Raw genomic sequence first — 21,575 nt, 5'->3', positions numbered from 1 at the left:
CCGGCTCCTCGGGCCGCCGCCGTCTCCCGTCCATGGGCCCGCCGGGAGCCTGGGTGGGGCCGGCGTCACGCGCTCCTGGTCCCGGACCGCTGTCGCTGTTCTTCGTGGATCCGGTTCTTCCGGTACCGGGTGCCCCAGGTCGCGCTGCGCACCGTCTCGGTCGACTCCAGGCCGGATCCGAGGGCGCCGCCGATGGTGGCCAGCGAGCAGACCAGCCAGGCGAGCCGAAGGTGGTCGACGAACCCCGCCGGCCGTCCGATCGCGTTGGAGAGCACCCGCGGGACCACCACGAACCAGCCGGTCAGGGTGGTTCCGGCGAAGAGCACCAGGTACGACACCAGGACGCCGATCGCGAGGGTCAACAGCGTCGCCGCGTTGTAGAGCCGGATCCGGCGGCGTTCCCGCGGGTCGTCGCTCCCCGGGTGCTGCCACAGTCCGTGGTTCAGGATCAGCCAGCCGATGATCGCGGCGAGGGAGACCACCATGGCGACCCACAGGCGGGCCGTGCTCATGGCCCCGCTGACCTGCCAGACCGGGCTGTTCACCAGCCCGAAGGCCGCGGTGGCCAGGGCCGCGGCGAGCGCACTGCGCAGCCCGAGCACCAGTCGCCACGGCCGGTTCACCCGCACCATCCCCGCGAGCATCCGCAGTTGTCCTGCCGAACTGGTCAGCCGCAGGTCGATGTCGTCGTCGTCGGGCTCGACCCGATGCAGGCCCGGCACCCGCTCCTCGAGTCGCCGAAGGGGCTCGTCGGTCTCTCCGGTCGCCCATTCGAGGATCAACCCGGCGACGACGTCGCGGGCCTGTTCCACCGGGTGCAGCACCTTCAGCGCCGGCACGACGAGCAACGCCGCTCCTGCGTCCCGGCTCAGCTCGGCCACGATGGGATGGCCGTCCTTGTGCACCGGCAGGTCGGTCAGGCAGATCGCGACGTCCCAGCCTTCCCGCTCGCGCCGGGCGGCGGCCAGGTCGATCAGCCGTTCCCCGCGGGCGTCCCCGCGACGGCGCAGCGTCTCCGAGACCACCGTGAACCTGTAGCGCATCCCCTCTCGGGGCTGGTCGGCCAGCATTCCCGGCAGCTCCCCGGCGAGCTGCTCGGCGATCTCGGTGGGAAGCCCGGGATCGGCCAGCAGCCCGACGACCACGGTGCGCTCCCGGCTGTCCTCGGTCTCCCAGCGGATCGGCCTCTCGAGCGTCTTCTGCTGTGCCATCGCCGCCCCCTTGCGTCCTGTCGGCCTCGTCGCCCGTTGCTGTGCACGCCCGGGGGCCGACTCGCCCCGGCGACAAGGCCAACCTCGGCCGATGGGCCGGCCCAGTCCTCGACCCCGGGGAACGGGGCGTGGTCGACGGATTCAGCCGTCCGGACCGACAAGCGACGGCCCGTGGATGTGCGTGTCAGCACCTCGCGTCCGGATGACAACAACCGATGCGGGTCCGGGGCGTTGATCACCACGTGTGGGGGATCGCGCAGCAGCGGCATGGGGACGATGCGGCGACAATGGGTGACGTGGGGCGGCACAGCCGGCGGGCGACGAGCTTCCGCCTGCTGTACGTGTGTACGGGCAACATCTGCCGGTCGCCGTTCGCGGAGATCCTGACCAGGCACCTTCTCGTGGGCCGGCTCGGTGGCCGCGCCGCGGCGGAGTTCGACGTGTCCAGCGCGGGGGTGCGGGCCGTGGTCGGCGCGCAGATGCATCCGGACACCCGGGACGAGCTCACCCCGTGGGGTCTCGACGGGGTGATCGCGGGCCGGTTCGCGGCCCGCCAGCTGCGCTCGACGATGATCGAGGAGGCGGATCTGGTGCTGGGGGCGAACCCGCGGCACCGTTCCGCGGTGGTGGAGCGCGCGCCGGTGGCGCTGCAGACGACGTTCGGCCTGCGGGAGTTCGCCCGGCTCGCCGCCGCGGTGGACCCCGGGGTGCTGCCGGTCGACGACCCGGTGGAGCGGGACCGGGGGACGACGAGCCCGGCGCCGGACGCTGGCAAGGCAACCGTCGGTGGACGCGGTACCAGCCCGTCGGAGGTGACAGACAACGCACGCTGCAACTGAGAGTGTGACGTCATGAGCGATGGCGACGCGGAGTCCCGAAGGCCAGGTCCCACGGCGGCCGAGGTCAGTGCCCACTTCGATGCCCTGTACGCCGGCGACGAGGCGGTGTGGAGCGGTGAGCCGAACGGCGCCCTCGTTGACGAGGTCTCGGACCTGCATCCAGGCCGTGCCCTCGATGTCGGTTGCGGAGAAGGCGCGGACGCCATCTGGCTGGCTCAGCGGGGCTGGCATGTGACGGCTCTGGACGTCGCGAAGGCAGCGCTGACTCGGGCCGAGCAGAATGCGCTCCAGGCGGGTGCTCAGGTTCAGTGGTTGCATGCCGGGCTGCTCGAGGCGCCCCTGGCCGGCGAGGCCTTCGACCTCGTGAGCGCTCAGTACCCGGCCTTGCGACACACCCCCGACAACGCTGCGATCCGGACCCTGATGCGCCTGGTGGCGCCGGGCGGCACCCTTCTGGTGGTGCATCACGCCGACGTGGACGTGGAGGAGGCCAGGGCGCACGGGATCAACCCTGCCGACTACGTCAGCCCGGACGATGTGCACCTGGCGCTCGATGAGGACTGGGTCGTCAAGGTCAACGAGCGGCGGGCGCGACACATCAGTGGCGGTGCGGGTGCCCGCCACACCCACGACCTCGTTCTCAGAGCCCAGCGGGTCGGCTGACGAAGCCGGCGAGCGGTTCTCGCCGCGCCCGAGTGCACTGGTCCGCCGCCGCAGGCGGCCGCCGGGCTGGGCGTGACGGAGACCGTGACCGTCGTGAGCCGCCTACAGGGCGAACGTCGGATGATGCGGCATTACCCGGAGCCCGCCTGGCGGACGCTGCGCGCCGCTCGTCGTCCCTTCTGGACCGCCGGACGACCGAGCCTGTGATCGAACACATGTTCGAGTAGAATGGCCCGTATGACCGAGTTGTGGCAGGCCTCCGACATGGAGTTGCTGGCCGCGCTCGGTGCGCTGCAGACCGAGTTGAATACGACGTGGGCGCGGATGCTGGGGTTCGTGCGTGAGGTGCAGAGCCGGGGGCTGGCCGAACGGCACGGCTACGGGAGCGTGGCCGATCTGCTGCGCGACACCCAGAACGTGACCCGGTCCACGGCCGCGGCGCGGGTCCGCGCGGCGCGCGATGTGCTGGCGGCCCGTGGGTTGTCGGGGCAGGCGCGGGCGGCGGGGTTGCCGGTGACCGCAGAGGCGGTGGCCGAGGGGGCGGTCTCGGCCGAGCATGTGCGGGCGATTCAGGACACGCTGGCCGGGTTGCCGGCGCATCTGGAGGGGCACCGGGCGGGCTTGGAGGCCGAGTTGGCCGGGTTCGCCCGGGCCCTGGACCCCGACGCGGTGCGCAAGCTGGGCAAGGCCGCGCTGGCCGGGCTCGACCCAGACGGGCCACGCCCGCGCGACGGGGACCCGACGCGGACCCGGTTCGCGTTGGTGCCCCGCGGCGCAGGCTTCGAGGCGCGCGGCTGGTTCGCCCGCGAGGACGCCGCGATCCTGCGCACCGCGCTGTCCCCGCTCGCCGCGCCGGCCCCGGCCGCGGGTGGGGTGCCCGACGAGCGCACCATGGCGCAACGCCAGGGTGATGCGGTGGTCGACCTCGCCCGCCGCTCGCTCGACACCGGGACGCTGCCCACCGAGGGTGGGGAACGCCCGCACGTCACCGTCACCGTCCCTCTCGAGGTGCTCGAGCGCCGTATCGGGGCCGGGCTGTTGGATTTCGGTGACGGCACGCTGGCGTCCGCGATCGCCGCGGAGGACGCGCGGCGCTGGGCCTGCGACGCGCAGGTGGTGCCGATCGTGCTCGGCGCCACCGGCGAACCCCTCGACATCGGCCGCACCACCCGGGTGGTGCCCCGCGGGATGCGCCGGGCGCTGGTCCAGCGCGACGGCGGCTGCGCCTTCCCCGGCTGCGAATGTCCCGCGCAGTGGGCCGACGCGCACCACATTCTCCACTGGGCCGACGGTGGGGTCACCGCGCTGCACAACCTGGTGCTGCTGTGCCCGCGGCACCACACCCTGATCCATTCCGAGGAATGGGCCGTCAGCCTCAGCCAGGGCTTCCCGATCTTCCACCCGCCACCCTGGATACCGGGCGGGCCGCGGCGCAACCCGCTGCACCGCACCGACCTCATCGCACGACCACCGGGTTCCACACCGAACGCGCCCGGATCCGGCGAGCTCGCACGCCTGCTCGCCATCTGACGCACGCCGGGTCCGCGGCAAGGCCCGTCACCCGAGTTGATGAATCCGGCCCCCGTGTCCGGTTCGCGGCCCACGAGGTGCTGAGATCCCCCGAGAGGGGGCAGACGCGATCGTGCCCGGCGCACCGGGCGGGACAGGGGGAGCGGAACGTGAGTATGGACGCGGCGGCGGGTGGCCAGGAGCCGGTGCTCGTCGGCATCGGCGACATCGCGGTCACGCAGTCCTGGGTGATCACACCGTCCGGCACCCGACCGGTCGGCAGCGTCCAGTGGCTGTTCACCGACATGTCGCGCACCACCGAACGGATCCCGACCTGGGCCATCGTCTGCGCGATCATCTTCTTCGTGTTCTGCCTGCTGGGCCTGCTGTTCCTGCTGGTCAAGGAGACGCGGACCGAGGGATCGGTGCAGATCGTCGTGCAGGGCCCACAGCTCGTGCACACCGTGCAGCTTCCGGTCTACTCCGTCGACCAGGTGCACGACTACAACGCGCGGGTCAACTACGCGCGTGCCGTGAGCGCCGCCGGGCCGCGGTGAGCGTTCGCTACGACCGGCGCGCCGCGTTCACCATGCTGCGCCTCTACGTGCTGTTCGCCGCCTGGACCGGTCGCCGCGACCTGCCCGGCGCGTGCGTCTACCGCAGACTGACCGGTCGGCGTTGCCCACTCTGCGGGCTGACGCATGCCGTCGCGCATGCGGTGCGCGGTGACCTCCGGCGGTCCACCGTGGAACACCGGCTCGCCGTCCCACTGATCCTGCTGACCGCCGGGGAGATCGTCGTCGCCGTCGGTCGGGCTGCCCGCCGACTGCCGCCCAGCGGCCACCGCCCGTGACGCCTCCATCGGGCAGTTGTCGCCCCCAATTCGCAACGTTACGTTCCGCTGGGCATCGGTCCGGCGGCCCCGTTCGAAAGGCATCACTGTTGTCTTCTGCTCCGCGGGCGGGCCGGTGCCGCAGCGGATCGAGCGTGCGCCCGGCCTGGCGTTCCCGGACGCGGCAGGACGGCAGCCGGCTGATCCGGTCGACCCGGCCGGCCGTCGTCGCACTGCTCACCGCCCTGCTCACGGCCGCGACGACGTCGGCGGCATGGGCGGCGTCCCCCGCGCCGGCCAAAGCCCTCGGGTACGACGTCTCCTATCCCCAGTGCGGCAAGCCGCTGCCGACCGGCGGCAGCTTCGGGATCGTCGGCGTCACCGGCGGCCTGGCCTTCTCGAAGAACCCCTGCCTCGCCACCCAGTACCGATGGGCCACGCGCATGCCGAACAGCGCGGCGGTGTACGTCAACACCGGCAACCCCGCGCCGGCGAGCAACCACTACTGGCCGGCGTCGGGGTCTCATGACCCGGCGCTGTGCAAGGACAACCGTTCCACCACCGACCCCGGATGCGCCTACGACTACGGCTGGCACGCCGCCGCCGACGCGGTGGCCACCGCGACATCGGTGGCTCCCGCGACGCTCCGGCTGACCTGGTGGCTCGACGTGGAGACCGCGCCGAACTGGCACGGCGACGGCCCCTCCAACGCCGCGGACCTGCAGGGCGCCCTCGACTACCTGCGCGGCCACGGCGTGCCGACCGTCGGGCTGTACTCCACGGGGTACCGGTGGCAGGCCATCACCGGCGGCTACACCGCGTCGTCCGCCGGCCGGTACAAGGCGGCCTGGGCGCCGGAGTTCGCCCCCCAGCAGCCGATGGAGTCGGTACCACTGTGGATCGCGACCGGAGGCGACGCCGCCGCCGCGTCCGCCGCGTGCCCCACCACCTTCACCGGCGCCCCCGCCTGGTTGGCGCAGTATCGCGACGGCGGCGGACGCGATGCGAACCTCGTCTGCGGATAGCCCGCCCCTCGACGGCCTTCCGGGCGGGCGCCGGGCCCATGTGCGGCCCATGATCGGTACCGAATGACGTGGAACGCAGTGTCTCGCCGGCGCGGAGCGCAACCGCTCGACGGAGGTCTCGCGTCCTCAGGAACCCGGCACGCCCCCGTCCCCGTTGTCAGGGAGCCCCGCCGACCGCGATCGGGTCGGCGCCGGCACCTCCACCGTCGGGGCGTGCCGCAGCATGGTCCACGGGAGGAGCCCATCGATGTTCCGGCAGCGCCCTGCGTCCCTTCGCCGCCCGGACCCGCCCGGCGCGAGGCGCCGTCGCCTCCGCGCGGGTCTCGTCGCGGCCGCCGGTGGCGCGGCGGCGATGGCGGTCCTTCCCGATCGGCTCCGGCTCGACCGCCGGTTCCCGTTCGTCGACGTGGCGGCCTGGCGGCCGCACGCGGCGGTGACGGCGGCGGCGGGTGCCGCGGTCCTCGCCACCGGGAAGGGTTCCCGCCCGGCCGCCGCCGTGGTCGGGACGGTGGCGCTGGCCGGGATCTCCGCCGTCGCGCGCCGGGCGATCGCGGCGCCGGCTCCCGCCCCCGGCCCCGGCGACCTGACGATCCTGAGCGCCAACGTCCTCAAGGGACGAGCCGACACCGGCGAGCTCGCCAGGCTGATCGAGCGGGAGACCCCGGATGTGGTGGTGCTCCCGGAGGCCGGACCCGACTTCCGCGACAAGCTGATGCCGCTGGTCGCGGACCTGGGCTACCGGTCGTGGGTGTCCGCGGAACCGGGCACCGCCGACCTGTGGGGCGTGACGCTGCTGGCCTCGGCACGAGCCGGGGATCTTCGCGTCCGCACGGGGTACGAGATGCGGTGCCACTACCTGCAGGCCACCGGCGGGATCCTCGGCCGCCGGGACCTCTTCGCGGTCCATGCCGCGTCCCCGCTCAAGCCACGGTGGACGCCGGTGTGGCGCAGCGACCTCGAACTCGTCGCGGGCTGGTGCGGTGCGCCGGTGCCGCCGATCGTGGCCGGCGACTTCAACGCCACGCTCGACCATTCGCTGCTGCGAGCGGGTCTCGGTGGGTGCCGCAGCGCCGCGACCGGGACCGGGCGCGCCCTCGCCGGCACCTACCCGTCGTCGCTGCCGCGGTGGCTCGGCATCCAGATCGACCACGTGCTGGTCCCGGCCGACGCGGTGACCACCCGGTTCGAGATCGTCGACGTCGCGGGGAGTGACCACCGGGCGGTGCTCGCCCGCGTGCGCCTCGCACCGGCCTGAGCCATGGATGGCGATGATGTCGGCATGGACCAGCGCATCAGCCTCGTCACCCTCGGCGTCACCGACCTCGCCCGCGCCCGCGCGTTCTACGAGGCGCTCGGCTGGGGCGGCGCCCGGCAGCCCGACGACGAGGTCTGCTTCTTCCAGGCCGGCGGGATGGTGTTCGGGCTGTGGACCGCGCTCGGCGGCCACGGCGCGCCGGGCATCGAACTCGCCCACAACGTCCGCTCGGCCGGGGAGGTCGCCGCGGTGCTCGCGGAGGCGCAACGCGCCGGCGGGACGATCGTGCGGCCGGCGGCGCTCGCCGAGTGGGGAGGCACGTCCGGCGCGTTCACCGATCCGGACGGCTACGTGTGGGAGGTCGCCCACAACCCCGGGTGGACGCTGGGCGAGGACGGGACCGTCCACATCTGACCGCGGGCGTCAGATCCGGCGGGCCCGGGCGAGCCGGGCGGGCAGGTCGACGAGGTCGCCCATCGGGCGGCCGAGCAAGGCGGCGTGAGCCTCGCGGACGATGACCCCTCGATACCGGCTCGGTCGCAGGTCCTCCAGGGCCCATCCGGCGCCGAACGCCTCCCGGATCACGGTGTCGCCGACCTGAGGCCCGAAACCCGGCCCGGTGTCGGACAGGGCGAGGACGTGGACCAGAGCGCCGGGGCGGCAGGCGCGGTGCAGGCTGTGCAGGTACCGGCTGCGGTCCGCGGGGCCGAAGATGTGGAACAGGGCGCTGTCGACGACCGTGTCGTAGAGCGGGTCATCACCCAGCTGCAGCGCGTCGGCGATCTCGAAGCGGGCCGCGACGTCGTGCTCGGCGGCGTTGGCGCGAGCCTGTTCGATCGCGTGCTCCGAGGAGTCGATGCCGCAGACGTCGTAGCCGAGCCGGGTGAGGTGGATGGTGTGCTCGCCGGTGCCGCACCCGGGATCGAGCACCCTTCCGCGGATCCAGCCGTCGCGTTCCAGCGCGACGATCGCCGGTTGCGGCTCGCCGATCACCCACGGCGCGGTGCGGGAGGTGTACGCCTCGTCGAAGGTGGAACGTGACGGGGCCGGCTCGGTGGAACTCATCAGCCGACCGTAGAAGCTCAAGCGCAGTTCAGGTCAAGCGCACGCGTCCGGTACGGCCGGCCGCGTGGACGCGTGCGGGGTCGGGTAGACAGAGCCGATGGCAGCGTTTCGACTGCGGCGGCCCCGGTCCGACGGACATCCGGGCGGACGGGCGGCCGCAGCCCTCGACGTCCTGGACGCCCGGATCCGGCCCGACCTCCGCCGCGCCGTCGTGGCCGGCGCGCTCGCCCTCGCCGCGCTGACCGCAGGCAGCAACCTCGGCGGGCTGAACGCGACCGAGTTGCACACCAGGCTGATCGTCATCGGGCTGGCTGTCGTCTTCGTGCTGCTCGGCATCGTCGCGACCCGGAGCACCGCCACCCAACTGGGGCGCGCGGCCGGCCACGCCGGCCCCGGCGCGGGCTCCGCCACCAAGGTGCTGTGCCTGCTCGTGGGCTATCTCGTCGTGTTCGTCGGCGCGCTGGGCCTGCTGACCATCCCGCTGCAGCAATTGCTCGTCGGCGGCGCGCTCACCGGGGTCATCGTCGGCATCGCCGCCCAGCAGCCCCTGAGCAACGTGTTCGCCGGCCTGCTCCTGCTGCTGGCCCGGCCGGTCGTCGTGGGGCAGCGAGTCTGCATCCACTCCGGCGCGCTGGGCGGTCCGCTCGAGGGCACGGTCGCCGACATGGGCCTGATCTACACCACCCTCACCACCGAGGACGAGGTCCTCAGCATCCCCAACGCCGCGCTGCTCAACTCGGCGATCCGCGCTCCGGCGGTGCGCTGAGTTCGCCGCTGCTCATCACGAATTCACAGGTCGGCGCAGTGGCCCCGCCCCCGTTTGCGTCATCCGTTCCCTTCGTCCCCCGGTGGTGCGCCGGTGGGCCCTGCGGGGATCGGATGAATGGCGTAGTTCGAGACCCCCGAGTGGCGGCCGGTGCGCTCGTTCCACTGCCTCCTATTTGTGACGCAAATAGTCTGTGAATCGGACGACGGTGCGATTCCACGCCATTCGAGGCCGGCGGTACAGGCTGATGGTGTAACAACTCGTCGACGCAGGTCGAGTCGCAACACAGGAGGGGAAGCCCTGGTCACGGCCGGTTTGCGCGCAATTCCGCAGGGTTGTGGTGCCGTGCGGGACGGCCGACCGAGCCGCGAAAAGGCTACGCCGCCCTTTCTGCTTCACCGGCATGACGAATCGGTCAGTGAGCGCGAGAAGGGGGAGCACATGTTCGCACGGCGGGTCGTCGTGGTCGGAGCAGGCTATGTCGGCCTGACGACGGCGGCATGCCTGGCCTCATTGGGCCATCGCGTCATCTGCGCCGAACTCGATCCCGCGAAGGTCGAGCGACTCGAGCAGGGCGATATCGGCATTCTCGAACCCGGCCTGACCGACCTGGTCGTGGAAGGTGCCGCTGCCGGTCGGCTCTCCTTCGTCGTGGGAGTGGCGGCCGCGCTGGCCGAGTTCGAGCGGGACTGGGACCCCACCGAGATCGTCTTCCTCTGCGTGCCGACCCCGATGGGGGTGGGTGGGATGGCCGACCTGAGTGCTGTCGAGAGTGTGGTGGAGGAGGCCCGCGACCTGCTGCCGGAGGGCTGCGTCGTGGTGAACAAGTCGACCGTGCCGGTCGGGACCGCGGCGCTGACCTCCGAACTGCTGGGCCGCCCGGACGTCGCGGTGGTGAGCAATCCGGAGTTCCTGCGCGAGGGCTCGGCGGTGCACGACTTCCTGCATCCCGACCGCATCGTCGTCGGCAGCGACGACCAGAACGCCGCCGAGCGGGTGGCCGCCCTCTACTCCCGGCTCGGCGCGTCCACTGTGCTCACCGATGCCGCGAGCGCCGAGATGATCAAGTATGCGGCCAACAGCTTCCTCGCCATGAAGCTGTCCTACGTGAACGCCGTCGCCGAGCTGTGCGAACGGTTCGGCGCCGATATCTGCGACGTCACCGAAGGTATCGGCTACGACCGCCGCATCGGCCAGGCCTTCCTCGCGCCCGGACCGGGATGGGGCGGATCCTGTCTGCCGAAGGACACGCAGGCGCTGCTGCAACTCGCCGACGCCGCAGACTTCGAGTTCCGGCTGCTGCGCGCAACGATCGACACCAACACCCGGCAGTTCCAGCGCATGGTCGACAAGGTGCGCCTCGCCGTGACCGGCAGCCGGACCGGCTCGCTGGCCGGTCGGCGGCTCGGGCTGCTGGGCCTGACGTTCAAGGCCGGTACCGACGACCTGCGCGACTCCCCGGCCCTGGGGGTCGCCGCGCTGCTGCGGCAGGCCCGGGCCGAGCTGGTCGGCTACGACCCCGGGCTGGGGCCCGACCGGCTCGATCTCGACCCGTCGTTGCTCACCCTCGTCCACGACCCGTATGCGGCGGCCAAGGACGTCGACGCGATCGTGATCCTCACCGAGTGGCCGCAGTTCCGCGGCCTGGACTGGCATGCCGCGGCGGGTCTCGTGCGGCATCCGGTGGTCGTCGACACCCGCAACCTGCTCGATCCCGACGTGCTGCGCCGGGCCGGATTCGCCTGGGTGGGGGTGGGCCGGCGGACGCCTGCCGCATGGCCCTTCCGATCGAACGGCGCGGGGGAGAGGAACGGACGGCCGTCGTCGCCGATGGCGCGCACTCCGAACGGCCCGGGCTGATGGGGCGTGTCGCCTCTCAGCCGGATACGGACCGGATCCACGCCAGGGTGCGGGAGATCCCCTCCCCGATCGCCGTCGGCGGCGCGAGCCCCAGGTCGCGCCGCGCCCGGGTCACGTCGAGGCAGCTGCGGGCCAGCTCGCCGGCGCGCGGCGGGGCGAAGACGGGGTCGAAGCCGGCCGGGTCGACGCCGGCCTCGGCGGCGATGATGCCGGCCAGTTCGAGCACGGTCACCTCGATTCCGGTGCCGATGTTGTACTCGGCGTGGGGCAGGGCGCCGGCGGTGGCGGCGGCGACGTTGGCCGCGGCGACGTCCTCGGCGTAGACGAAGTCCCGGGTCTGCCGGCCGTCGCCGTAGACGGTGGGCCGGCGGCCGGCGAGCGCGCGGTCGCAGAACAGGGCGATGACGCCGGCGTCGCCGCGCGGGTCCTGGCGCGGGCCGTAGACGTTTCCGCAGCGCAGGGTCACGACGTCGACGCCGTGAGCGCGGAACCAGCGGGCGTAGCGCTCGGCCGTCAGCTTGCTCAGCCCGTAGGCGGACACCGGCTCCGGTGTGGTGATCTCCGGTGTGGGCACCGGTGCACCCTCGCCGTAGATGGCGCCGCCGGTGGAGGTGTTGACCACCCGCCGCACGCCGGTCTCCTGCGCGGCGGCGAAGACGTTGATCGAGCCGCGGATGTTGATGTTGGCGTCGTGTGCCGGGTCGGCCATCGAGTGCCGGACGTCGATCTGCGCGGCGAGGTGGAAGACGAGGTCGGGCCGGAAGTCGCGGAAGGCCTGCCGGACGGCCTCGCCGTCGCGGATGTCGATGGTGGCGAGCTCCACGCCGTCGGCGAGGTTGGCCTTGGTGCCGCGGCTCAGATCGTCGATCACCAGGACCTGGGCGTCGTCGCGGGTGACGGCGTCGACGACGTGAGACCCGATGAAGCCGGCTCCGCCGGTCACGACAGCGCGCACGTTGTGACTCTACGGGCCGGGCGCAGTGTGCCCTCAGCTCGGTGGTCCGGGCCGGCCGGACCGGGATCTCGTGCGCATCTTGCCGAGTACCTGCCCCGCCGTGCGGAGGACGATCTTGACGTCCAGCCAGAGCGACCACGACTCGGCGTAGAGGTTGTCGTAGTGAGCGCGGTCGGGGATCGAGGTGTCCCCGTGCAGGCCGCGCACCACGGCTAGCCCGGTGAGCCCGACCGGCATCCGGTGCCGGTGCGGGTACCCCGGCACCGTGCGGCTGAACTCCTCGACGAAATGCGGTCTCTCGGGGCGGGGGCCGACCAGGCTCATGTCGCCCCTGAGGATGTTGACCAGCTGGGGGAGTTCGTCCAGCGCCGATGTCCGGATGAACTTCCCGACCGGACGCAGCCGCGCGTCCTGGTCGATGTTCCAGCGCACCTCGCCCTCATCACCGACGGGCGTGAGGGAGCGGAACTTGTAGAGCGTGAACGGGCGTCCGCGCAGCCCGATGCGTTCCTGCCTGAAGATGACTCCGGGGCCGGACTCCAGGCGCACGGCCAGCGCCACGATGCCCAGCACCGGTGCGACGAGGACCAGGCCGACCGAGGCCAGCAGGATGTCGAGGGCCCGCTTCACCCGCCAGGACAGCCGCCGGAACGCCGGTCGGCGCAATCGGTCGAGCGGCAGGTCCGCGACGATCTCACTGTCGCCCGCCCGATCGTGCAGTTCGTGGAACCTCGGGAGCACGTACACCTCGCAGCGCTGCCCGTGCAGCAACCGCATCGGGTCCACCGCGGCCGCGCACGAGCCCCGCCAGTACGCGACCACGATCACGTCGATCCGCTCGCGGACGATGAGGTCGGGCAGGTCCGCCAGGCTCCCGATCGGCACCACCGACGGGGCTTCGTCGAACTCGTCGTCGACGAACCCGACGAGTTCAACGCCCCCGGTGGGGTCGGTGGTCAATGCATCGCCGATCCGGCGGCCGGTCCGGCCGGTACCGATGACCAGCGCCCGGGCGAGCCCGCAGCGGTGGCGGCGCTGCCGGCGCACCGTCGCGTAGGCGGCGAACCGGCCGGTCGTGGCGAGGACGAGCAGCACCGCCCCGGTCAGCACGGCGTCGTCGACGTACCCGAACGGGTCGGCAGAGCCGTGTACCAGCAGCGGGACCACCGCGACGAGCAGGGTTGCGCCGGCGGTCGAGCGCAGGATCGTCGGGAAGTCGTCCAACGCGGACGGATGGAACCGCCAGTCGAGGCCGCCGGTCATCGTGGTCCGGACGACGATCGCTGCTGCGATGCACAGGGCGATCCATCCAGCGCCGAGAACCGAACCGGCGAGCACCCCGGCGCCCAACGCGGTGAGCTCGGCGACCGCCACGGTCCAGGAGAACAGGGTCCGTGCGCTCACCCGCTCGGCCAACAGCCGCGCACTCTCCGCGGCCCTGCCCACAGTGGAGCCGGGGGCTCCGGGGACCGCGTGCAGGGGTGCCGAGCCGGCCGCGACCCTGCCGGCCCCGCCGATCGACGGAGCGGCAGGCTGCGGCTCGATGGGCTCGGGTCGCCGAGCCACAGCCTCACTCATCGCATGATCCCATCCTCGTGGCGCGCCAATGCGCCGGGAACTCCTTCACCGAAATCAGGCGCGACACGTTCGTCGATCTCCCTCGTACCGAACCCTCGATAGGCGTCCGTCGAAGTACTGGCTGCGCTACCGATATCCCCAATTTGTGGCGGTGATGTCGCTTCGGACTGCTCCAGAGTTACGCCGATGTTGGGCCGAAATCACCAAGCGGTGTCCGACCGTGCTGCCGCTGCCGGCGACAGTGAGCCGGGGGATGCCCGAATAGCCCGCTTTTTTGATCGTTGTTCGCGCGGGCGCGGGCGTAGACTGGTTGATCCGACGACGCCCCAGTCGTCGTCACGCGGCATCCTGGACCAGGAGAACCGCCAGCGCAACCGGGGGGAGTTCGCCACGATGGGCGCCGTTGCATGTCCAGGGTGGACCCGGCGCAGAGGCGGGGCAGCGCGATGACGACGGTTCTGATCTGGATCGCGGCCTGGATCGCGGTCGCCGCGTTGCTCGCGTTCCCGATCGGCTGGATCATCCGGCGCTCCGGCAGGAACGGCATCGATGCCGCCCGTCCGGTGGTGGAGCCGCCCGGGACGGGCGACGAGGCCGGCCCGTCCCCCGCCTCGTCGCGGACGGCGGCCTCCTCCACCGACCCCCGTCCGCCTGGTCGTTAACGCCTGGCTGCCTCCGCACGAAGACCCCTACCGGAATACGCCCGACACCCGCCGCAGATGTTCTGAGCTGCGGCGGAGTGCCGATCGCGGGTTCCGCTGAAGCGAGTGCCTCCAGCAGTTGAGGCCCACAAGGGGACGACATGCGCCACGCCATTCCGCCACCGTCACGTCGCGTGGTTCCGGGGCCGCGGACGGTGATACCCGAGGGGCTGACGTCGTCCTCCAGCCGGCCGCCGGCCGTCGTCGCCGCCCCGGAGATCGGGGATCTCATCCCACAGCAACGGCCGGAGCCTGCGCCGGGAGTGGCCCCTCCGTGTCCCCCGGCGGCCAGCCCCACCGGTGCTGCCGCCCTGTGCGTCTGCGGACATCCCCGGGATGCACACGAGCACTGGCGTCCCGGGCGCGACTGCGGGCAATGCGGTGCCCAGGGGTGTTCGGCATTCCGTTCCGCCGAAGGTCCGTGGCGCCGGTTGCGACGAAGGATGCGACGACCGGACGCCTGATGCGGTGCCGTGCCGCCGGATGGCCTACCCCCATTCAGGGGTAACGATAATCCGATCGCCGCCGACTCCCAGGCGAACTCAGCGCCGTGAGGGGAGAGCACGTGCAGGACGACGATCACGTCGATGAGTGTGGGAGAACGGGCGGTGTCGTTACCGGCACCTATCCGACCGGGGGAGTGCCGGGAAGTGGGTCAGAACCGGCGTGACAGTTACGCTCAGGCGACCTGAGATCGACGCGGCGTACACGGCGCACACGATTTCGGGCCGAGTTCCCACTGACTCCCGGCGATTCGCCGGACTTCGCGATCTGTTCATGCGGCCGAGCGTCTTCGCGGCGCTGACCATCGCTCTGGTCTGCCTTCCGCAGGGCGCGAGCGGCGACCCCACCTCGGTCACGGTGACGCCGGCGGATGTCAGTTCGCTCCTGCTCGTCGCCGCCGCCATCCTGCGGTTGCTGCGAGGCCGGCTGGCCCTGCCGCGACGCGCGGTCGTGCTCTTCGGCGCCGTCACCGTGGCGCTCGCGATCGCGTCGGTCCATGCCGACGACCTCTCCCACGGCCTGGTCGGTTTCATCCGGTACTCGCAGGTCTTCGTGTTCGTCCCGCTCGCCATGGTGATCGCGCTGCGGGATCGTCGAGACCTCGCGCTCCTCGGCTGCACCATGATCGCTTCGGGCGTCTTCGAGGGCGCGGTCGGTGTATGGCAGTACGCCACGGGCAGCGGAGCCACCTACGCCGGCACGACCGTCCGCGCCGTGGGCACCTTCGCCGCGACCGACGTGATGGGAATGTCGGTCGTGGTCAGCTACGCGCTCGTCGTCGCGGTGGCCGGGGCCGTCGCGCTGGGTGGCCGGCGGCGGGTGGCCCTCGGTGCCGTCGCGGTCTTCCTGCTGGTCCCGCTGATCTTCTCGCTGAGCCGCGGAAGCTGGATCGCGGTGGTGTGTGCGGTCGTCGTGGTGCTGGCCCTCGCCGGCTGGCGGGTGCTGCTGATCACCGCGGTGGGCGCGGCGGCCATCGGGGTCCTGCTGGTCGGAGGCCTCGGGATCGGCTCCGCGACGATCGGCGACCGCATCGCGTCCATCGGCTCGTCGACCGCGGCCCCGGACTCGTCGGTGAGCGACCGGTACGACCTGTGGGCGACGGCCGAGGGCATCTGGCGCGACCATCCGGTCACCGGCGTCGGTATCAAGGGCTTTCCGCAGTACCGCGACGCCTACTCGCCGATCGAACTGTCCTCCGGCAGTGACACCTACAAGGCGGGTGGCACCTACTACCGGGAACCGCTGCTCTCCCCACACAACTTCTACCTCCTGGTACTGAGCGAGCAGGGCATCATCGGCGCCGTCGCGCTGTTCGGCTGGCTCCTCGCGATGCTCGTGCTGGCGCTGCGCCGGGTCCGGTTCCCCGCCACGGCGCCCTGGCGGTGGGCGGGTCTCACCGCGGTCGCGTTGATCGTGTGGCACCTCGTCGACTACGCCTACTCCGATATCGGCGGCAGCACGACGGTCTTGACCTCCGCCGCGCTGGGCCTGGTGGCGTGGTGGGCGTTTCCCGTACGTGAGCGCACCGGACCGGCGGTGCGTGTGCAGAGCGCGCCGAGCACCCCGGTGGCTGCGACGGGCCCGGCTCCGGCCGGGGCCCGGGCCGGTGCCACCGGAGCGCGGCGTCTCGTACGCGCCTCCGCGGTCTCGGCGCTGCTCTACGGTCTCGGTTCGCTGCTGGGTGTCGGCCGGGACCTGCTCCTCGCCGGCCTGTACGGCGCCAACGGCGGTACCGACGCGTTCCTCGTCGCCTGGACGGTTCCCGAAACCGCGGCTCCGCTGCTGCTCGACGGGGCCCTGGCCCTGGTCGTCGTGCCGGCCGTCGCCCACGCGCTGACCCGGCGCGACCGTCCGGACGCGGTGCGCGCGGTGGCCGAAGCGATGCTGCCCCGGATCTGCGCCGTGCTCGCGGTGGTGTCCGCGGCCATCGCGCTGGGCGCTCCGCTACTCGTCGGAGTGCTCGCCCCGGGCCTGACCGAACCCGCGCTCGCCGTGCAGTGCACCCGGATGGTCGCGATCAGCGTGCTGCTGGTCGGTGTCACCGGCTACCTCAGCGCTGCGCTGCGCGCGCTCGACGTCGTCGTGACGCCGGCGGCGATCTACGTCGCCAACAACGTCGGCATGATCCTGGCGATCCTGCTGCTGCACCGGTCCCTGGGGCTGCTCAGCGCGGCCATCGGCGTGGTCGCGGGCAGTGTCCTGATGCTGGGCGTCCTGCTGCCCGGTTACCTGCGCCGGGTCGGGCTGCCCCGCCGCATCGTGCTGCAGTCCGACGTGGTGACCTTCGGCGCCTTCGTGCCGATCGTGGTCTACACGCTGGTGCGGCAGGCGCAGACCTTCGTCGAGCGGTTCCTCGCCTCGGATCTGCCGCCGGGCACCATCACGTACATCAACTACGCGCAGAAGATCGCGCAGATGCCGATGATGCTCGCGTTGATGATCGCGCTGGTGACCTTCCCGGCGTTCGCCCGCAGCGCCGACACCGACGAGGCCGACGGCGCCCGGGTCCGGATGGAGACCGACCTGCTCGTGATCGGCGCGGTCACCCTGGCGGCCACCGCGTTCCTGGTCGTGTTCGCCGAACCCGTTGTGGCGCTGCTGTTCCAGCGTGGCGAGTTCACCGCGGCCGACAGCGTGGCCACCGCCGACGTCATCCGCGTGTACGTGGCAGGCCTGCTCGGGCAGGCCCTGGTCAGCGCCCTGTCGCGGGCGTTCTCGACCGACCGCAGGCGCTGGTGGCCGGTCGCGGCGATGGCGGTGGGGCTGGTCGCCACAGCGGTCATCGGCGGGCTCGTCGTCGGGTTCTGGGGAGCGCCCGGCATCGCGCTGGCGAACGCGGCCGGCATCAGCATCAGCGCGGTACTGCTCCTAGTGCCGTTCGGCGGGCGCAGGCCGGCCGCCCGGGCGTCCGTGCTCCTCGGGTACGCCCGCTGGCTCGTCCCGCCGACCGTCGTCGCCGTCGTCGCGGGGACGGGCCTGCAGCACCTGCTCTCCGGGCTCCCCACGATCGTGACGGTGCTCGCCGGCGGAATCGCCATCGTGGCGATCTTCGCGGCGGCGCTGGCTGCGATGGGACGGGTGCGCTCACGTCGGGTGCCCGCTGCCGGCTCTGCCCCGACCCCGCCCGCAGCCCCACTCACCCAGGAGGTCGACCGGTGACCAGACCCAGCACCGGCAGCACGATGCCGGTCACCCTCATGTATCACTCGGTCGCGGAGTACGAGTCCGACCCCTTCCTGGTCACCGTCACCCCGGGCCGGTTCCGCCGGCAGCTGAACTGGTTGCAGCAGCGGGGGCTGCGCGGGGTGAGCATGCGCGAGCTCGTCGCGGCCCGTCGTCGCGGTGACACGCGCGGCCTGATCGGCCTGACGTTCGACGACGGGTACACCGACTTCGCGACCGAGGTGGCCCCGACCCTGCTCCGGCACGGCTTCACGGCGACCGTGTTCGTGCTGGCCGAGCGCCTCGGCGGCACCAACGACTGGGAGTCGCACGGGCCGGTCAGGCCGCTGATGACCCTCGACGAGGTACGCGCTGTCGCGGCGCAGGGCATGGAGGTCGCCTCGCACGGGCTCGGCCACGTGTCGTTGCCCGATGTACCGGTCGAGGTGGCCGCAGCCGAGATCCGGCGCAGCCGCTCGACGCTGAGCGCGCTGCTCGACCAGGACGTCGCCGGCTTCGCCTACCCCTACGGCCACGTCGGCCGGCGCGAGGTCGACCTGGTCCGCGAAGCCGGCTATACGTACGGGTGCGCGATCTGGCCCTCGGCGCAGACGTCGGTCCACGCCCTGCCCCGCGCCTACGTCGGCGAACGCGACGGGGCGGCCCGGCTGCTGGCCAAGATCGTGAAGCAGCGCATCGTGGGCCGGGCCCCGGCAGTGGCGCGATGAGGGTCCTGCACGTCATCACCGGTCTGGCCGCGGGCGGTGCCGAGCAGCAGCTGCGGATGCTGGTGGCGCGCTCGGAGGTCGAGGCGGAGGTCGCCTGCCTGACGAATCCCGGCATCGTCGCCGACGCCATCCGCGCCGACGGCGTCGCGGTGCACCACCTCGGTATGCGGGGCAACACCGACCTCGCAGTGCTCCCGCGGCTGGCGTCGCTGATCCGGCGCGGCCGGTTCGACGTCGTGCACACCCACCTCTACCGGGCCTGCCTGTACGGCCGGGTCGCGGCCCGGCTCGCGGGTGTCCGCAGCATCGTCGCCACCGAGCACTCGCTCGGCGCACGTCTGCTGGAAGGCCGCGACCCCGGCCGGCCCGGGGTGCGCGAGCTGTACCTGGCCACCGAGCGGCTGGGCGCCGTGACCATCGCCGTGTCCCGCGCTGTCGCCGACCGGCTCGCCGGATGGGGGGTGCCCGAGCACCGGCTGGTGGTCGTGCCCAACGGCATCGACGCACACGCGTTCGCGTTCGACCCCGAGGCCCGCCGCCGCGTCCGGGCGGCCCACGGCATCGCCGAGCACACACCCGTCGTCGGGGCGGTCGGCCGGCTCGACCGGGGCAAACATTTCGACCTGCTGCTGCGAGCTCTGGCCGAGGTACCCGACGCGGTGCTGTTGCTCGTCGGCGAGGGCCCCCAGCGGGAGCCCCTCACCGCGCTCGCCGCGCAGCTCGGCATCACCGAGCGCGTCCGATTCACCGGCGAGTCCGCAGCGGTGCCGACACTGCTGTCGGCAATGGACGCGTTCGCGTCCCCGTCGGAGTCCGAGACGTTCGGACTGGCCGTCATCGAGGCGCTCGCCGCGGGCCTGCCCGTCGCGTACGCGTCGTGCCCGGCGCTCGCCGAGCTGCCCTCGAGCGCAGCCCCGCAGGCCCACGCGATCGAGCCCGACACGCAGGCCCTACGGGCCGCACTGCAGACCATGCTCGTAGCCGGCAGGCGGCACGAGCCCCCGTCCGCGGTCACCCGGCACGACATCGCCGAGGTGGCGCGGACGATCGACCGGATCTACGAGCGCACCGCTGGTGGGGAACAGGTCGCGGCGACCGCGACCCAGGAAGGTGGACGTCATGGTTAGTCTCCGCGCTCGGCTGACGGCGCCGCTGAGGCGCGTCTGGCCGTTGCTGCTCGCGGTGGTGCTCGGCCTCGGCGCCGGGCTGGCCTACAACGCGCTCACCGCGCCGACCTACTCGGCGCAGGCCGTGGTCATCGTGACCGCCACCGACACGACCGTCGCCTCCAGCCGCGACGTCAGCTACGCCGCGGTCTTCGGCCGCATCTTCAACCAGCCGGAGATCCTCACCCCGGCGGCAGCGGCCGCCGGGGTGGACGCGAACCAGCTGCGTACCCGCGTGCAGGGGACCGCGGCGACGGACTCGCCGTCGATCCAGCTCACGGCCACGGCCACGACGGCCGATGCGGCCGCGGCCGAGGCCAACGCGGTCGCGAAGGCGCTGATCGACTACGGCAACAGCCGGACGGCCGACACCGGGGTCCGGCTGGCCCTGCTCGGCAGCGCCTACCCGCCCGCGACGCGGTCGGCGCCTGTCCTGGCGCTGTCCCTCGGCGTCGGTGCCGCGGCCGGGATCGTCGTCGGCGGTCTCGTGCTCGCAGCGGATGCGGGCAGGCGCCGACGCGCCGCCGGCTCGCCGGGTCCTGACCACCGCAATGCGATGCCGGCCGGTGTCCTGGCGGCGGAGGGCAGGTACGGCCCGGCACCGCGTCCGTCGGCGGACACCGTGGGAGTCAACGGGAGCGGACAGTGACCGGCCCCGAACGCTGGCCGTCGGCCCTCACCCGCCGGCTCCGCGCCCGCGACCTGAGCATCGTGCTCGGGCTCGAGGAACTGGCCGGCTCCTGGGACGCTCTGGCCGCCGCCCACCCGACACCGATGCAGTCGCTGGCCTGGGCCACGGCGGCCGACGCGGCGGAGGGCGACGGCGCGCAGGTGCTCAACATCGTGCTCGGTGACCGCCGCGATCCCGACGCCATCGCGTCCCTGCGCCGGGTCAGCAGACGGCCCACCGAGCTGGCGCTCACCGCGTTCGGCGAGCCCATCGACGTGCTGTACCGGGACCGCGCGGCACTCGCGGCGCTGTGCGACGCCATCGCGGAGCTGCGGCTGCCGGTCAAGCTGCGCCGGCTGCTCGCGTCCTCGCCTACCGCGGACGAGTTGACTCGGGCCTACGCCCGCCGCGGCGTGGTCGTTCGGCGCGACACCAATCCGTACCCGGCCATCCGGCTCGACGAGACCTGGCTCGAGCCGGAGGGCAGGTTCAACTCCGGGCGCCGCTCGGACCTGCGGCGGGCCCGTCGACGCGCGGAAGCGCTCGGCACCGTCACCGTCGATCTGACCGCGCCGGGTCTCGACCAGGTCGACGCGCTGCTGGCCGACGCCGTCGCGGTCGAGGCCGCGGGCTGGAAGAGTCGGGCGGGCACCGCGCTGGCCGCCGATCACCGTCAGCGGGAGTTCTTCCGGCACTGGACGGCGCTGGCCGCGCAGGACGGGTCGCTGCGGATGGCGTTCCTGCGGCTGGACGGGCGTCCGGTGGCCATGCAGCTGGCCGCCGAGGCGGCGAACCGGTTGTGGCTGCTGAAGATCGGCTACGACGAGGAGGTGGCCCGGTGCTCACCGGGGAACCTGCTCATGCTCGAGGTGGTGCGGGCCGCCGCGCAGCGCGGACTCTCACACGTCGAGTTCCTGGGCCGGTCGGAGGCCTGGACCGCGCTGTGGACGACCCAGACGCGGGCGTGTGTCGGCATCGCGGCGTACCCGTACGCGGTGGGCAGTGCGCCGGTGCTGGCGAAGGACCTGCTGGCGTTCAGCCGAGCCCGCCGCAGCGCCGTGGCCGCCGTGTCCAGGGCGGGCTGAG

General features: G+C 72.6%; 20 protein-coding genes. 16 read left to right on the top strand and 4 right to left on the bottom strand.

Features of this window, described 5'->3' with window-relative positions; all coding sequences use genetic code 11:
- Positions 1-65: 65 nt before the first annotated feature.
- Positions 66-1,211 carry a hypothetical protein gene (locus tag HF526_RS22725; RefSeq protein ID WP_169383581.1) on the bottom strand — a complete coding sequence of 382 codons (1,146 nt, stop codon included), beginning with the start codon at positions 1,209-1,211 and terminating at the stop codon, positions 66-68.
- 296 nt (positions 1,212-1,507) lie between these two features.
- Between HF526_RS22725 and HF526_RS22720 the strand changes: the two genes are divergently transcribed.
- The 8 genes from HF526_RS22720 to HF526_RS22685 all read left to right on the top strand — a co-directional run bounded on the left by HF526_RS22720 (position 1,508) and on the right by HF526_RS22685 (position 7,748).
- Positions 1,508-2,050 (top strand): arsenate reductase/protein-tyrosine-phosphatase family protein, encoded by a 543-nt coding sequence (locus HF526_RS22720; RefSeq protein ID WP_169383580.1) that lies wholly within the window; start codon positions 1,508-1,510, stop codon positions 2,048-2,050.
- Positions 2,051-2,062: 12 nt separating this feature from the next.
- Positions 2,063-2,713, top strand: a complete 651-nt coding sequence (locus HF526_RS22715; RefSeq protein ID WP_169383579.1) for a class I SAM-dependent methyltransferase — start codon at positions 2,063-2,065, stop codon at positions 2,711-2,713.
- A 237-nt stretch (positions 2,714-2,950) separates the two neighbouring features.
- Positions 2,951-4,243, top strand: a complete 1,293-nt coding sequence (locus tag HF526_RS22710; RefSeq protein WP_169383578.1) for an HNH endonuclease signature motif containing protein — start codon at positions 2,951-2,953, stop codon at positions 4,241-4,243.
- 155 nt (positions 4,244-4,398) lie between these two features.
- Positions 4,399-4,779: a hypothetical protein gene (locus HF526_RS22705; RefSeq protein WP_211177661.1), complete on the top strand. Its 381-nt coding sequence runs from the start codon at positions 4,399-4,401 to the stop codon at positions 4,777-4,779.
- The gene (locus tag HF526_RS22700; protein ID WP_169383576.1) at positions 4,776-5,075 is read left to right on the top strand and encodes a DUF2752 domain-containing protein; all 300 of its coding nucleotides are present in this window, start codon (positions 4,776-4,778) and stop codon (positions 5,073-5,075) included. The genes HF526_RS22705 and HF526_RS22700 overlap by 4 nt, the downstream gene beginning before the upstream one ends.
- Before the next feature lie 134 nt (positions 5,076-5,209).
- The gene (locus HF526_RS22695) at positions 5,210-6,079 is read left to right on the top strand and encodes a glycoside hydrolase family 25 domain-containing protein (protein ID WP_169383575.1); all 870 of its coding nucleotides are present in this window, start codon (positions 5,210-5,212) and stop codon (positions 6,077-6,079) included.
- A gap of 247 nt (positions 6,080-6,326) precedes the next feature.
- Positions 6,327-7,334: an endonuclease/exonuclease/phosphatase family protein gene (locus tag HF526_RS22690; RefSeq protein WP_169383574.1), complete on the top strand. Its 1,008-nt coding sequence runs from the start codon at positions 6,327-6,329 to the stop codon at positions 7,332-7,334.
- Between the two features lie 24 nt (positions 7,335-7,358).
- Positions 7,359-7,748, top strand: coding sequence for a VOC family protein (locus HF526_RS22685; RefSeq protein WP_169383573.1), 390 nt, complete (start codon positions 7,359-7,361; stop codon positions 7,746-7,748).
- Positions 7,749-7,757: 9 nt separating this feature from the next.
- On the opposite strand, the gene HF526_RS22680 is transcribed toward HF526_RS22685, so the two are convergent.
- The gene (locus HF526_RS22680) at positions 7,758-8,399 is read right to left on the bottom strand and encodes a class I SAM-dependent methyltransferase (protein ID WP_169383572.1); all 642 of its coding nucleotides are present in this window, start codon (positions 8,397-8,399) and stop codon (positions 7,758-7,760) included.
- 97 nt (positions 8,400-8,496) lie between these two features.
- On the opposite strand from HF526_RS22680, the gene HF526_RS22675 reads away from it, so the two are divergent.
- Both HF526_RS22675 and HF526_RS22670 read left to right on the top strand, forming a co-directional pair.
- The gene (locus tag HF526_RS22675) at positions 8,497-9,165 is read left to right on the top strand and encodes a mechanosensitive ion channel domain-containing protein (protein WP_169383571.1); all 669 of its coding nucleotides are present in this window, start codon (positions 8,497-8,499) and stop codon (positions 9,163-9,165) included.
- A 441-nt stretch (positions 9,166-9,606) separates the two neighbouring features.
- Complete coding sequence (locus HF526_RS22670) at positions 9,607-11,025, top strand: UDP-glucose dehydrogenase family protein (protein ID WP_169383570.1); 1,419 nt, start codon at positions 9,607-9,609, stop codon at positions 11,023-11,025.
- A 16-nt stretch (positions 11,026-11,041) separates the two neighbouring features.
- On the opposite strand, the gene HF526_RS22665 is transcribed toward HF526_RS22670, so the two are convergent.
- On the bottom strand, positions 11,042-11,980 hold the full coding sequence (locus HF526_RS22665; protein ID WP_169383569.1) for an NAD-dependent epimerase/dehydratase family protein: 939 nt from the start codon (positions 11,978-11,980) through the stop codon (positions 11,042-11,044).
- A gap of 33 nt (positions 11,981-12,013) precedes the next feature.
- On the bottom strand, positions 12,014-13,384 hold the full coding sequence (locus tag HF526_RS22660; protein ID WP_211177657.1) for a sugar transferase: 1,371 nt from the start codon (positions 13,382-13,384) through the stop codon (positions 12,014-12,016).
- 620 nt (positions 13,385-14,004) lie between these two features.
- Between HF526_RS22660 and HF526_RS22655 the strand changes: the two genes are divergently transcribed.
- From HF526_RS22655 to HF526_RS22630, 6 genes are all read left to right on the top strand, one after another.
- A complete protein-coding gene (locus HF526_RS22655; RefSeq protein WP_169383567.1) occupies positions 14,005-14,220 on the top strand; it encodes a hypothetical protein in 216 nt (71 codons plus the stop codon).
- Positions 14,221-15,036: 816 nt separating this feature from the next.
- Positions 15,037-17,922 carry a lipid II flippase MurJ gene (locus HF526_RS22650; RefSeq protein ID WP_169383566.1) on the top strand — a complete coding sequence of 962 codons (2,886 nt, stop codon included), beginning with the start codon at positions 15,037-15,039 and terminating at the stop codon, positions 17,920-17,922.
- Positions 17,919-18,653, top strand: coding sequence for a polysaccharide deacetylase family protein (locus tag HF526_RS22645; protein WP_338051666.1), 735 nt, complete (start codon positions 17,919-17,921; stop codon positions 18,651-18,653). The genes HF526_RS22650 and HF526_RS22645 overlap by 4 nt, the downstream gene beginning before the upstream one ends.
- A complete protein-coding gene (locus HF526_RS22640; protein WP_169383565.1) occupies positions 18,650-19,780 on the top strand; it encodes a glycosyltransferase in 1,131 nt (376 codons plus the stop codon). Before HF526_RS22645 ends, HF526_RS22640 begins: the two co-directional genes overlap by 4 nt.
- The gene (locus HF526_RS22635) at positions 19,773-20,468 is read left to right on the top strand and encodes a lipopolysaccharide biosynthesis protein (protein WP_169383564.1); all 696 of its coding nucleotides are present in this window, start codon (positions 19,773-19,775) and stop codon (positions 20,466-20,468) included. The genes HF526_RS22640 and HF526_RS22635 overlap by 8 nt, the downstream gene beginning before the upstream one ends.
- A complete protein-coding gene (locus HF526_RS22630) occupies positions 20,465-21,574 on the top strand; it encodes a GNAT family N-acetyltransferase (protein WP_169383563.1) in 1,110 nt (369 codons plus the stop codon). The genes HF526_RS22635 and HF526_RS22630 overlap by 4 nt, the downstream gene beginning before the upstream one ends.
- Position 21,575: the final 1 nt, after the last annotated feature.

This window comes from Pseudonocardia acidicola (assembly GCF_012911935.1).
Lineage (GTDB): Bacteria > Actinomycetota > Actinomycetes > Mycobacteriales > Pseudonocardiaceae > Pseudonocardia > Pseudonocardia acidicola.
Note: the sequence above shows the minus strand (reverse complement) of the source record. Positions and strands in the feature narration are given on the sequence as shown.